The sequence below is a fragment of the Mitsuokella multacida DSM 20544 genome (assembly GCF_000155955.1).
In the GTDB taxonomy this organism is placed as follows: domain Bacteria; phylum Bacillota; class Negativicutes; order Selenomonadales; family Selenomonadaceae; genus Mitsuokella; species Mitsuokella multacida.
The window spans coordinates 56,803-69,296 of sequence record NZ_GG697142.2 but is presented as its reverse complement, the minus strand read 5'-3'; the positions used below and the strand labels follow the sequence as shown (position 1 = coordinate 69,296).

Genomic DNA, 12,494 nt, shown 5'->3' with positions numbered 1-12,494 from the left:
GCTGCACAGGTTTACAAAGAAAAGCAAAAAGCGAAGCCCGAACGGACTTCGCTTTTACAGTGTCTTGTCAATGGATTACTTGCGGCGGTAGACGATATCACTGCGCATGAGGTACTCGAACGGCAGGCTCAGGCAGTGCACGAGTCGCGTGAACGGGAAGAGGATGGCCGTCATCATCCACATGAACATGTGGAACTGGAAGATGGCCGGGACATCCTTCATGAGGCTGACGTCCGGTGAGAGCATGAGCACGGAGCGGAACCACGGCGAGATGCTCTCGCGGTAGTCAAAGCCGGCCGTGATGTTCGAGAGCGTGCCAGCCGTGCCCGAGAGGATGGTCAGGAGCAGCACAAGGTAGAGCAGCTTGTCCATCGAGCTCGTATTGGCCTTCATGCGCGCGCTGCCAAAGAAGCGGCGCTTCATGAGCCAGAGGAAGCCGCCGAGGAACAGGACAGCAGCCGGCAGGCCGCCCGCGAGCGAGATCATGTGATACGTCGCTTCGTCCGTTCCCGCCGCCTCCGTGACGAACTTCGGCACGAGGATGCCGATGACGTGGCCGCCGAAAGCCATCAAGAGGCCGAGGTGGAAAATCGGGTTGGCCCACTTGAGACTCTTCTTCGCGAGGAACTCGCTGGACTTCGTCGTCCAGCCCCTCTCGAAGAAGGTGTAGCGGATGATCGTGCCGCCGATGAAGATGGTCAGGGCAATGTACGGCAGGACGCCGTAGAAAAATGTATTCATGGCTTAACCTCCAATCCTGCCGTTTCTGTCAAGACGATGTCGAGCAAGAACGCATGCGGCAGCTTTGCATCGATGAAGCGCTTGCGCAAGAGCTCGATGCGCGGCCGGATGGCGCCGAGCACCTTGCCCGCCCGCTCGGGCGGCAGCGATGCTGCGAGCTCCAAGAGGGCCGGCAGGTAATCCGGCAGCTGGTTCGGCACATCGAGGCCATTCGCGAGGAAGAGCTCCTTGTAGTGGTGCATCTCCTCCGACTGCTTGCCGAAGTCCGTGCGCTCCTGCGTCGTCAGATAGAGATTCGTGTTCTGCGAGAAGTCGAAGGACCGCACGTAGAGATCCTCGTACTCCTTCGCCCCCGTCTCTTCAACGAAGTCGAGGAAATCGCCGAAGACGGCGTCGGGCTGCTTGGCCTCGATCTCCCGCACAGCCTGACGGCAATCCGGCAGGTCCCTCCACCAGGCAGCGTCGGGATACTCGAAGAGATGTGACGTCAGCAGCAGGACCTTCTGATAGTCCTTCATTTCAGCTACATCAGCCATATCAGCACCCCCCGCCCGGGCAGGTGAAGAGGCCGCCGCCCTGTGCCGTGTGCATCTCGGCATTGGTCTTGCCCTGGATGCCGGCCGGGATGTTGAAGCGGTCCTTGTACTTGGCGATGCCGAGCAGACGGAACATCTTCTCGTAGACCTCCGGCGCAAATTCGAGGTGCGAAGGCACATCGTCGCCCGTCGTCTTGGCGCGCATGACGGCGCGCATGTCCAGGAGGCGCTGCAGCGTGCGCGTCATGACGGCCGTGTTGCCGGCTGCGAGGATCTCCGCGAGGTACGCGATGGGGATGCGCATCTCGTCGACATCCGGCAGATAGCAGTTGGCCTCTGCGCGGCGCGTGATCGGCGAGAGAGGCGGCACGTACCAGACCATCGGCAGCGTGCGGAACTCCGGATGGAGCGGCAGCGCGAGCTGCCAGTCCTTGACGATCTTGTAGACCGGGGAGTCCTGAGCCGCCTTGATCCAGTTCTCGGAGATGCCCTCCTTGCGCGCGGCCTCGATGACCTCGGGGTCATTGGGGTCGGCGATGACGTCGAGCACCTGATGGTAGATCTCCCCCTTGTCGCGCGTCGAGGCAGCCGGTACGACCTTGTCCATGTCGTAGAGCAGCACGCCCATGTAGCGCAGGCGGCCGACGCACGTGTCGGCGCAGATCGTCGGCAGGCCGTTCTCGAGGCGCGGGAAGCAGAAGATGCACTTCTCGGCCTTGTTCGTCTTCCAGTTGAAGAAGACTTTCTTGTAGGGGCAGGCCGGCACGCAGTGGCGCCAGCTACGGCAGCCATCCTGCGAGACGAGCACGACGCCGTCCTCCTCACGCTTGTAGATGGCACCCGACGGGCAGGCTGCGACGCAGGCCGGATTCAGGCAGTGGTTGCAGATGCGCGGCAGGTACTTCATGAACAGGTCATGGAATTCGAGCGTGATATCCGCGGCCATCTTCTTGAGGTTGATGTCCTGGCGGGCCGACTCGCCGTTGGCGAGGTCGTCCTCCCAGTTCGGGCCCCACTTGATCTCCATGCGTTCACCCGTGACGAGCGAGCGTGGGCGGGCGATCGGCTGGTGGTTGCGGCGCTTGGAGTGGATGAGCGTCTCGTAGTCGTACGTCCACGGCTCGTAGTAGTCGTCCATCTCCGGCTGGTCCGGATGGTAGAAGAGCTTCAGCAGGCGCTCCGGCTTCGAGCCCGTGCGCAGTGAGAGCTTGCCATCCTTGCCGAGCTTCCAGCCGCCCTTCCACTTCTCCTGGTCTTCCCAGTTCTTCGGATAGCCGATGCCCGGCTTCGTCTCGACATTGTTGAAATACATGTATTCCGCGCCTTCGCGGTTGGTCCAGACATTCTTGCAAGTGATGGAGCACGTGTGGCAGCCAATGCACTTGTCAAGATTCATGACCATGGAAATCTGTGCTTTAATCTTCAAGCCAGTCAACCTCCCCCTGCATCTTGCGCGCGACGACATACATATCGCGCTGGTTGCCCGTCGGTCCATAGTAATTGAAGCCATAGCTGAGCTGGCCATAGCCGCCGATCATATGCGTCGGCTTCATGTGGATGCGCGTCGGCGTGTTGTGCGTGCCGCTACGCGTGCCCGTGATCTTCGAGGCCGGCACGTTGATGTGGCGGTCCTGGGCATGGTGCATGAAGACCGTACCCTGCGGGATGCGCGGCGAGACGGCCACGCGGGACGTCACGACGCCGTTGTGGTTGTAGAGCTCGATCCAGTCGTTGTCGCGCACGCCAATCTCGCGGGCGTCCTTCTCGCTCATCCAGACCGTCTGGCCGCCGCGGAACAGCGTCAGCATCTGCTGGCTGTCGAAGTACATCGAATGGATGGACCACTTGTTGTGCGGCGTCAGGTACTTGAGCGTGATCTCCTTCGCGCCGCCCAAGAGGTTCTTGATCGGGCGGTAGTCGAGGATCGGCTTGAAGGTCGCCATTGCCTCGCCGTACTCGCGGATCATCTCATGGTCGAGGTAGAAGGACTGACGTCCCGTCACCGTGCGGAACGGCACGAGTTCCTCGATGTTCGTCGTGAACGGCGTGTAGCGGCGGCCCTGGTTGCTGCCCGTGAACGTCGGCGACGTGATGGTCTCCTTCGGCTGTGCCGCAATCTCGTCGAACGTGAAGCGCTCGCTTTCGCGGTCCTTGGCCAGGTGCTCGAGGTTCTTGAGGCCCGTCTTCTCGTTGAGGCTCTTGAAGGCCTTGACGGCCACTTTGCCGTTCGTCGTCGTCGAGAGGCCCATGACGGCCTCAACAGCCTGGCGCGCATCGTAGATGGACGGCATGCCGTACGAGACAAAGTCCTTGTTCTCGATGACGCCGTTGCGCTGGCGGATTTCCTCGTACTCGTCCGAGGAATCCCAGGTCATCGCAAGCGAGCCCATCTTCTTCGAGACATTCGGTCCGAGCGCAATCCACTTCTCGTACGTCTTCGTGTAGTCGCGCTTGACCGGCACGAGGCCCGGCATCGTCTTGCCCGGGATGGGCTCGCACTCGCCCTTGCTCCAGTCGCAGATGCGGCCCTCTGGCTGTGCCGTCTCGCTCTCGCTGTCGTGGCCGATTGGTACGGCGACAAGGTCTTCATACGGCTTGAGGTCGGCTTCTTTCGCGACCTTCGAGACGGCTGCCGCGAGCGTGCGGAAGACATCCCAGTCGCTCTTGGCCTCCCAGAGCGGGTCGACTGCGGCCTGGAACGGGTGGACGAACGGATGCATGTCCGTCGAGGAGATGTCATCCTTCTCGTACCACGTAGCGGTCGGCAGCACGACGTCGGAGTAGAGCGCCGTGCCCGCCATGCGGAAGTCGATGTCGATGAGCAGGTCGAGCTTGCCCTCAGCGGCGCCGCCCGGCTTATGAAGCTCTTCCTGGTCACGCCACTTGATCTCCGTCGGGCGCGTCGGGCCCTCTTCCTCGGCAAAGACTGTGTGTTCCGTGCCGAGCAAGTATTTGTTGAAGAAATCGTTGCCCTTCGCCGAGGAGCCGAGCAGGTTTGCCGTCCAGACGAAGAGGTTGCGCGGGAAGTTCTCCGGTGCATCCGGATCTTCTACAGCAAACTGCAGGCTCTTGTCCTTGAGGGAATTCACGACGTACTTCTTGAGGTCTTCGCCCTTCGCCTTGGCCTCATCCGTGAGCTGCTGGCCACCCTTGTTGAACGTCGGGTAGGACGGCAGCCAGCCGAGGCGCGCGGCCATGACATTGTAGTCGGCCGCATGGCGGTAGCGCGGGTTCGCCATCGGCGAGACGAGATCCTGCATGTCGATCTCGTCGCTGCGCCACTGATCCGTCGCGAAGTAGTAGAAGGACGTCGAGTTCTGCAGGCGCGGCGGTGCCTGCCAGTCCGTGGCCGTCATGATGCGCGCCCAGCCCTCTGCCGGACGCAGCTTCTCCTGGCCGACGTAGTGCGCCCAGCCGCCGCCGTTGCGGCCCTCCGAGCCCGTGAAGAGCAGGAGGTTGAGGATTGTGCGGTAGACGATGTCGGCGTGGTACCAGTGGTTGATGCCGCCGCCCATGATGACCATCGTCCGGCCCTTCGTCTTGATGGCATTGTCAGCGAATTCGCGGGCCGTGTGGATGCAGGTCTCAGCCGGTACACCCGTGTACTTCTCCTGCCATTTCGGCGTGTACGGCACATCCTCGTCGTACGAGGAAGCGCACTCGCCGCCGAGGCCACGGTCGACCGCGTAGTTGGCAAGCGTCAGGTCGTAGACCGTCGCGACGAGGACTTCGCCATCCTTCGTCTTGACGCGTTTGGCCGGGACCATGCGGCGCATGACGCGCTCACTGCGCTCGTTGCCGAAGTACGGGAACTCGACCTCGACGACCTCGTCGAACTGGCCGAGCACCGAGAGCTGCGGCAGGATCTTCGCGCCCGTGTCGCGGTCCTCTTCGTGCAGGTTCCACTTCTTCTCGTTGTCCCAGCGGTCGCCCATCGTGCCATTCGGCACGACGAGCTTGCCCGTGAGCTCATCGATGACGTAGTACTTGAACTCCGCGTGCTTGTCCTCGCGGCCCATGTCCTTGCCGTTGAGGAAGCGGCCCGACTCGTAGCTGCCGTCGGCGCGCTTGTCGAGCTGGACGAGGAACGGGAAATCCGTGTAATGGCGCGTGTAATCCGTGAAGAACTCCGCCGGCTCGCCCCAGTAATACTCGTTGAGGATGACGTGGCCCATCGCCATGGCAAAGGCGGCATCGCTGCCGACCTTGAGCGAGATCCACGTGTCGGCCACAGCCGTCGACTCTGCGTAATCCGGTGCAATCGAGACGACCTTCGTGCCCTTGTAACGCGCCTCGATGAGAAAGTGGGAATCCGGCGTGCGCGTCAGCGGGATGTTCGATCCCCAGGTCATGATGTAGCCCGAGTTGAACCAGTCCGAGGACTCCGGCACGTCCGTCTGGTCGCCCCAGACCTGCGGGCTCGCCGGCGGCAGATCAGCATACCAGTCGTAGAACGAGAGCGACGCGCCGCCCATGAGCTGCATGAAGCGCGCGCCAGCAGCGTACGACAGCATGGACTTTGCCGGGATGACGGCAAAGGCGAAGTTGCGGTCCGGTCCGTACTTCATCGCCGTGTGCAAGAGAGACGAGGCGACGAGCTCCGATACCTCGTCCCAGTTCGAGCGCACGAAGCCGCCCTTGCCGCGCGCCTCTTTGTAGCGCTTCGTCTTAGCAGGGTCATTGGCAATGCTCTGCCATGCCTCAAGGGCCGTCTTGTGCTCCTTGCGCGCCTCGCGCCAGAGCGCGGCGAGCTCACCGCGCAGATACGGATACTTGACGCGGTGCGGGCTGTAGAGATACCACGAGAACGTCGCTCCACGCGGGCAGCCGCGCGGCTCGAAGTCCGGCATGTCCGGGCTCGTCTCCGGATAATTGTGCTCCTGGTTCTCCCAGGCCACGAGCCCGTTCTTGACATAGATATTCCAGCAGCACGAACCCGTGCAGTTGACGCCATGCGTCGAATGCACGCACTTATCAAAAGACCAGCGGTCACGATAGGTGTCTTCCCACTCGCGGCCGCCTTCAAAGAGCTGCTGATGTCCCGATACCGATTTCTCGACCGGGATGAGATGCTTCCATTTTGTAAAGATATTGCTCACGTCATCACCCTCCTGTTGTATCTCATTCTATCCGATTTATTCTCTCACTCATGTGACAAACATCACGCCCGGTTCAATCTAGATAAAAAAATTCTGCCGAAGCGATTTTTCGCGCCTCAGCAGTCTTATTCTTTATCATTTTATATCATTCGATGTTGCAGATCTCACGACCGCAGTTCTCACACTGGATGGCCTCCTTGAGGTAGTCGATGTCCTTGATGAAGATCAGGTGCCCGCGGTATTCGATGATGCCGTTCTTGCGCAGCTCGCTGAGCATGCGGTTGAGGCTCTCGCGCGCCGTCGCCGAGTAGTTAGCTAATTCCTGGTTCGTCAGCGGCACGGAAATCAGGATGCCGCCGTCTGTCTCCTTGCCGTAGCTGTTGGCCAGGCGGATAAGCGTCGAGTAGAGCGCGCCCTTCTTGCCGTAGAGCAGGAGGTCGCGGAATTTCGAATGCTGCTTGCGCATGTGCGCGCCCATGATCTTGAGCAGGTTGATGGCAAGTGACGGCTTCTTCTCGAGGTAACTCTGCAGGACGGGGAACTCGATCGCGTAGACCTCTGCGGCGCTCTGCGCCACGGCATTGAAGATGTAGACTGGATCCTTCTCGTAGAGCGGCAGCTCACCGATGAGGCTGCCGCGCGAAGCGAGGCGCAGCGAGAGCACGCGCCCCGACATCGCGTACTTCGTGATGAAGATCTGTCCCGAGCGCACGATGTAGAAGTAGCGCGCCGTATCTCCCTCGTGGAAGAGATACTCACCGTCGTGGAGCATGACGACCTTGCCCGGTATCTCATAAAAGTGGCGCACGAGCGACTCCATCTGATCCTGCTGCTTCAGCTTCCGTTCTTCCATGATCCCAATCCCCTTTTCTATTCCCGGATATTCTTTATTTTAATTAGATTCGCGGTCACACTTATGTATTCCTGTTCAGCATACGGGAAAGTTTTTCGATTCGCCGTGATATTTGTTACATGAAGCGTGATTTTTTTACAGATTATTTGATGTATCTCCTCTATAATGTGACAAAGAGTTTATCGTTCCTTATTGCTTAACAAGGATTCATATCAATTCAAAGGAGAGTCTAACGTATGGCAGAATCAACTGTGACAAAAAAGCTGGGGCCGAACCCCACGCGCAAAGAGATCCTGGCGAACTGGACGCCGGAGGACCCCGTCTTCTGGAAAAAGTTCGGCGAGAAGATCGCAAAGCAGAACCTCTACACCTCGACATGGGCACTCGTGCTGTCCTTCGTCGTCTGGACGCTCTGGGCAACGATTGCGGCGAAGCTCAACATGGTGGGCTTCCACTTCACCGATGAACAGCTCTTCACGCTTGCAGCGCTGCCGGGCCTCGTCGGCGCGACGGGCCGCCTCTTCTACACGTACCTGCCGGGCCTGATTGGCGGCCGCAACTCGGCCTTCATCACGACGGCCCTGCTGCTCCTGCCGCTCTTCGGCCTCGGCCGCGCGCTGCAGGACCCGACGACGTCGTATGACACGTTTGTGCTGCTCGTCTCCTTCATCGGCATCGCCGGCGCCAACTTCTCCGCTTCGATGGCCAACATCGGCTTCTTCTTCCCGAAGGCGCACAAAGGCCTCGCGCTCGGCATCAACGCCGGCGTCGGCAACCTCGGCGTCTCGCTGATCTACCTGACGGCACCGCTGCTCCTCGGCTGGAACCTCTCCTCGTTCTTCGGCCCGGGCGTCGAGACGCCGAATGGCATGATGTACGTCCAGAACGTCTGCTACTTCTGGACTGTGCCGACGGCCCTGACGCTCGTGCTCATCTGGATGTTCATGGACAACCTGCCGCTGCCGAAGCAGAGCCCAAAGAGCATGCTCTCTATTTTCGGCAACAAGCACACCTGGCTCATGTGCTGGATCTACACCTGCGGCTTCGGCTCTTTCATCGGCTTCTCCGCTGCACTCGGCCTGCTCGTCTCGAAGGAATTCCCAGAGGTCTCCTTCTCGATGGCCGCGTTCCTCGGACCGTTCATCGGCGCCGGCATCCGCCCGGTCGGCGGCTGGCTCGCTGACCGCCTCGACAGCGGCTCGAAGGTCACGCTCGTCTCGCTCTTCATCATGCTCGCCGCAAGCATCGTCGTGCTCTTCGGCATCCAGACGCATGCCTTCGCCCTGTTCTTCGGCTCGTTCCTGCTGCTCTTCCTGACGACGGGCTTCATCAACGGCGCTTCGTTCCGCATGATTCCCTACATCTTCGACAACCCGTTCCACGCTTCGCTCGTCACGGGCTTCACGGCAGCGATTGCCGCCTACGGCGCGTTCCTGATCCCGAAGATCTTCGGCTGGTCTTACGCCAACTTCCAGAATGTCGCCCCGGCCTTCTACATCCTCATCGCCTTCACGGTGCTGACGATCATCATCACGTGGTTCTTCTACGCGAGAAAAGGCTCCGGCATCAAGTGCTGATGCACTTTACCCCCAGATAGAAAGCAGGCTGTCCATCCATGGACAGCCTATTTTTCACATTTTCATCCCTGTTTTTGTGGTAAAATGCAAGAAAGAAGCAAAACGAAAAGAAAGGTGATTTGATCCTATGGCATACGAGAACGGACTCACACATTTCGACAAGAGCGGCCAAGCCATCATGGTCGACGTCAGTGAGAAGAAAGAGACGAGCCGCACGGCCATCGCCTCGGGGCGCATCCGCGTGAACCGCGCGGTCTATGAGGCCATCGAGCAGGGCACGGCCAAGAAGGGCGATGTGCTCGGCACGGCCCGCATCGCCGGCATCATGGCGGCCAAGAACACGAGCGCGGTCATCCCGCTCTGCCACCCCCTGCCGATCGCCAAGTGCAGCGTCGACTTCACGATGCTGCCTGAGGAATCCGCCGTTGAAGCGCGCGCGACCGTCAAGGTCACAGGGCAGACGGGCGTCGAGATGGAGGCGCTCCACTCCGTCAGCGTCGCGCTCTTGACCATCTACGACATGTGCAAGGCGCTCGACAAGGGCATGGAGATTGAGTGCATCCATCTCGACAAGAAGACCGGCGGCAAGAGCGGCATCTACCTGCGCCCCGAATCAAGCAAAACAGACAAAAAAGAAAGAGCAACCCAACAAACGGAGTGATTCTCCCAACAAGATTGGATTGCCCTTTCATTCGAAACACTATATCATAAGGCGTAGATGGATTGAATGAGTTGCAAAAGCAGCTCCCCCCTCATCCATCTCCCCTTATATTTTTCCCTCATTCGAGTCCGCATGCGATGTGCAGGCTCTCTTTTTTTGCGCGTTTTGAGCCGTAAGCCTCACGACTCGTGTGGCTTACGGCTCGACTGCGTCTGGTCCGCGAGGAATGATTTGCGATAGTCTGCCGGGCTGATGCCATACGTCTTGCGGAAAGTCCGGTTGAGTGAATCGCTCTTCTCGTAGCCGCAGGACTCGGCGATGCTCGCAATCGAGAGGTGCGTGCTCTCGAGCAGGTACTTGGCGCGCGTCATGCGGCAGAGCTGGATGTAGCTGCGCAGCGTCATGCCCGTCTGGCTGCGGAACAAGCTGCTGAGGTAGCTGCGGTTGAGGTTCATCGTCGCGGCGATCTCTGCCGTGCTCATGTGCTCGTGAAGGTGGTGGCGCACGTAGGTCATGACATTCGCGATGTAGGAGTTGACACTCGCCAGTGGCTGGTTGACCTGCCGCTCCTCGCTGAGGATGGCGATGAAGCGGTAGAGGGTGCTCATGCGGAAGTAGTGGTCCGTCATCGTCATCTGGCGATGCTGCAGCATGTCGCGGACGCAGTGAACGAGGCGGTCTCCCTGATGGCAGGAGAAGATTGGATTCGCCTGACTCAGGCCCAGCACGTGCATGAGGTGCTTCATCTCCTCACCGGCCGCACCGACCCAGATATAATTCCAGGGCTCGTCGCCGTCGGTCTCATACCGCGTCTCGAAATCGGGCGCGATGAAGAAGCCCTGCCCTGCCTGCAGATGGTACGTCATGCCATTGACCTGGAACTTACATTTGCCTTTCGTGATGTAATGCAGCAGGCAGTACGAGCGCACCCGGGGGCCGCAGACCTGGCCCGGCATCATTTCCGCCTCTCCGATCGTTGTCAGATAAAGCCGGTTCTCATGTTCTGTTGGCATTGCCGCAAATTTGATCTTATCCATTCACTATCATCTTGCTATCATCTCTAACACACTCATATTCGTACTTACATTCTATATTTGAACCTTATTGTATCATAAGATGGCGCAACAAGAAAGCCAGCTCGATGTTTTTCATCAAGCTGGCTTTCTCATGATGTGGTAGAAGTGCTATCAAGGATCAGAGGCTGCCTTTCACGACAGCGTTCGTCTTCTCAATGCACTGATGTGCTTTATCGATGGAGAGACCAAGCGTGCGCATGATCTTGTCCGGGTTGTGGAAGCCCATGCCATTCTCAGCAGCGACCCAATCCCAGTACCACTGCGCTTCGCGAACGAGCTGGCGCGACTCTGCGAGCTGCTCATCCGTTGCACCGGCATCCATGGCGGCCTTGATGGTCTTGTGAGCCTGTGCGACGGTCTGGCCAGCGATGCGCTGGAGCTTGAAGGTGTTGTCGCCAATCGTCTGGACACGTGCCTTGAGCGTCTCTGCACTCTCATCGTGGCACTTAAGGCAGGACTCTTCCGTCGTCTTCAGCGGGTTCGTCATCCAGTGCGACGTGTACTTCTGGCCATTCTCTCTCATGTACGGCATATGGCAGTCAACGCAGGTGACGCCAGCGTCAGCGTGGACGCTCGTTGCCCAGGTCTCGAAGTCCGGATGCTGCGCCTTGAGCATCGGAGCCTTGGAGTCTGCATGGATCCAGTCCTGCGTGAAGCCGCCGGCCTGACCGGACTGATAGAACTGGTACTCGGATTCCGCATCGAGTCCGTTGTCGAACGGATGATTGACGCGGCCGTCTTCCTTCATGAAGTAGTACTCGTTGTGGCACTGTGCGCAGACGTAAGCGCGCTTATCGTTATGCGAGGCATTGTTGACATCGATGCCGCGGCGGGCCATCGAGTCGATGAAGCCCTGCTGGTAGACGCGGAGCTCCATGGTCTCCGGATCATGGCAGGTCGAGCAGCCAAACCACTGGTCGTCCTCGATCGGGCCCATGGCCTCTTCGATTGGCTTGGACGCATAATCCCAACCGCTCTGCTTGTAGTAGACATCGTACATGTAGGAGCTCTTGCAGGTAATGCAGTTGCCCTTCTGGCCCGGCAGGCGTTTCGTGTTCTTGAAGTCCACGCCCGCATAGGTGTGGCCGCGATCGTCATCGTACTGGATGGCGAACTTGTAGCCCTTGAAGTTCTCAACCATCTCCGGCTGTTCCGTCAGGTGGGAGTTGCCCTCCTGCGCACCGCCGTACCCCGTCGGTGACGGTGATGTGTCGTTGTTCTTCATGAATGAATTGTACTCCAGCGGGTAAGCATCTTTATACGCTTCCTTGCCGAGCTGTTTTTCCTGGGGAATCTTAGCGAGCTTGACACTCGTGTCGTTCGGTGCCGCGACGATGCGGACGACGACAAAGCCAAAGAATACAACGCAGACTGCTATGATTCCCGTCAATATCTTCTGCAGCTTACTCAACTTTTATCCCCCCTTCGAGATGATTCGAACCATGTGCGATACTGCTGTGGCACTTGAGGCAGTCACCGCCCGTATCCATGCTGACACCGACATCGGCGTGGACATTGCCCATCGTCGTCTGATGGCAGCGCAGGCAGTTGTCGTTGACCGTCTGCCGCCCATCTGCCGATATCTTGATGTTCGCCGGATAGTCGCGGAGCACTTCATGATACGTATCAATCATGCCCGTGCGGCCCTTCTCAAACATGTAGTGCACGGCATTGTCGTGCGGCAGGTGGCAGTCCGTGCATTCCAGCGCGCGATGCGAGGACATCGCGAAGGTCGCCGCCTCACTCTTCATCGCATGGCACGATCCGCAGAACGCCGGCGATCCCGAGAAGGCCATTGCCGCTGAGCCGATGCCACAGACCGCTACGCCGATGACGAAGCCGCCCGCCAGGCAAGCCAGCGTATGCTTCTGAAATAATTCCTTGAACTCCACTCTGGACTCCCTCCTCTCTTATTCCGCCTTGTTTGTTCTCATTATATCATTCAACAAGA

General features: G+C 59.3%; 10 protein-coding genes. 2 read left to right on the top strand and 8 right to left on the bottom strand.

Annotation, left to right across the window (positions count from 1 at the left end; genetic code table 11):
• Positions 1-75: 75 nt before the first annotated feature.
• The 5 genes from narI to MITSMUL_RS07110 all read right to left on the bottom strand — a co-directional run bounded on the left by narI (position 76) and on the right by MITSMUL_RS07110 (position 7,229).
• Positions 76-741: a respiratory nitrate reductase subunit gamma gene (gene narI, locus MITSMUL_RS07130; protein ID WP_005841314.1), complete on the bottom strand. Its 666-nt coding sequence runs from the start codon at positions 739-741 to the stop codon at positions 76-78.
• The gene (gene narJ, locus MITSMUL_RS07125; RefSeq protein ID WP_005841313.1) at positions 738-1,277 is read right to left on the bottom strand and encodes a nitrate reductase molybdenum cofactor assembly chaperone; all 540 of its coding nucleotides are present in this window, start codon (positions 1,275-1,277) and stop codon (positions 738-740) included. Before narJ ends, narI begins: the two co-directional genes overlap by 4 nt.
• A 1-nt stretch (position 1,278) precedes the next feature.
• Positions 1,279-2,703, bottom strand: coding sequence for a nitrate reductase subunit beta (gene narH, locus MITSMUL_RS07120; RefSeq protein WP_040636009.1), 1,425 nt, complete (start codon positions 2,701-2,703; stop codon positions 1,279-1,281).
• Positions 2,693-6,376, bottom strand: a complete 3,684-nt coding sequence (locus MITSMUL_RS07115; protein ID WP_005841311.1) for a nitrate reductase subunit alpha — start codon at positions 6,374-6,376, stop codon at positions 2,693-2,695. The genes narH and MITSMUL_RS07115 overlap by 11 nt, the downstream gene beginning before the upstream one ends.
• Positions 6,377-6,521: 145 nt before the next feature.
• Positions 6,522-7,229 carry a Crp/Fnr family transcriptional regulator gene (locus tag MITSMUL_RS07110; RefSeq protein ID WP_005841310.1) on the bottom strand — a complete coding sequence of 236 codons (708 nt, stop codon included), beginning with the start codon at positions 7,227-7,229 and terminating at the stop codon, positions 6,522-6,524.
• A gap of 236 nt (positions 7,230-7,465) precedes the next feature.
• Here MITSMUL_RS07110 and MITSMUL_RS07105 point away from each other — a divergent pair, with 236 nt between their 5' ends.
• Both MITSMUL_RS07105 and moaC read left to right on the top strand, forming a co-directional pair.
• Entirely contained in the window at positions 7,466-8,806 is a 1,341-nt protein-coding gene (locus tag MITSMUL_RS07105) for an MFS transporter (RefSeq protein ID WP_005841309.1), read from the top strand.
• Between the two features lie 127 nt (positions 8,807-8,933).
• The gene (gene moaC, locus MITSMUL_RS07100; protein ID WP_005841308.1) at positions 8,934-9,467 is read left to right on the top strand and encodes a cyclic pyranopterin monophosphate synthase MoaC; all 534 of its coding nucleotides are present in this window, start codon (positions 8,934-8,936) and stop codon (positions 9,465-9,467) included.
• A gap of 179 nt (positions 9,468-9,646) precedes the next feature.
• On the opposite strand, the gene MITSMUL_RS07095 is transcribed toward moaC, so the two are convergent.
• The 3 genes from MITSMUL_RS07095 to MITSMUL_RS07085 form a co-directional block, all read right to left on the bottom strand.
• Entirely contained in the window at positions 9,647-10,504 is an 858-nt protein-coding gene (locus MITSMUL_RS07095; protein ID WP_005841306.1) for an AraC family transcriptional regulator, read from the bottom strand.
• 157 nt (positions 10,505-10,661) lie between these two features.
• A complete protein-coding gene (locus MITSMUL_RS07090) occupies positions 10,662-11,954 on the bottom strand; it encodes an ammonia-forming cytochrome c nitrite reductase subunit c552 (protein WP_005841304.1) in 1,293 nt (430 codons plus the stop codon).
• On the bottom strand, positions 11,947-12,435 hold the full coding sequence (locus MITSMUL_RS07085; RefSeq protein ID WP_005841302.1) for a cytochrome c3 family protein: 489 nt from the start codon (positions 12,433-12,435) through the stop codon (positions 11,947-11,949). The genes MITSMUL_RS07090 and MITSMUL_RS07085 overlap by 8 nt, the downstream gene beginning before the upstream one ends.
• Positions 12,436-12,494 lie beyond the last annotated feature (59 nt).

Excerpts from the sequence above, each read along its gene's own strand:
- MITSMUL_RS07095 (WP_005841306.1), bottom strand. The coding sequence starts at position 10,504 with ATGGATAAGATCAAATTTGCGGCAATGCCAACAGAACATGAGAACCGG.
- narI (WP_005841314.1), bottom strand. The coding sequence starts at position 741 with ATGAATACATTTTTCTACGGCGTCCTGCCGTACATTGCCCTGACCATC.
- MITSMUL_RS07110 (WP_005841310.1), bottom strand. The coding sequence starts at position 7,229 with ATGGAAGAACGGAAGCTGAAGCAGCAGGATCAGATGGAGTCGCTCGTG.
- moaC (WP_005841308.1), top strand. The coding sequence starts at position 8,934 with ATGGCATACGAGAACGGACTCACACATTTCGACAAGAGCGGCCAAGCC.
- narJ (WP_005841313.1), bottom strand. The coding sequence starts at position 1,277 with ATGGCTGATGTAGCTGAAATGAAGGACTATCAGAAGGTCCTGCTGCTG.
- MITSMUL_RS07105 (WP_005841309.1), top strand. The coding sequence starts at position 7,466 with ATGGCAGAATCAACTGTGACAAAAAAGCTGGGGCCGAACCCCACGCGC.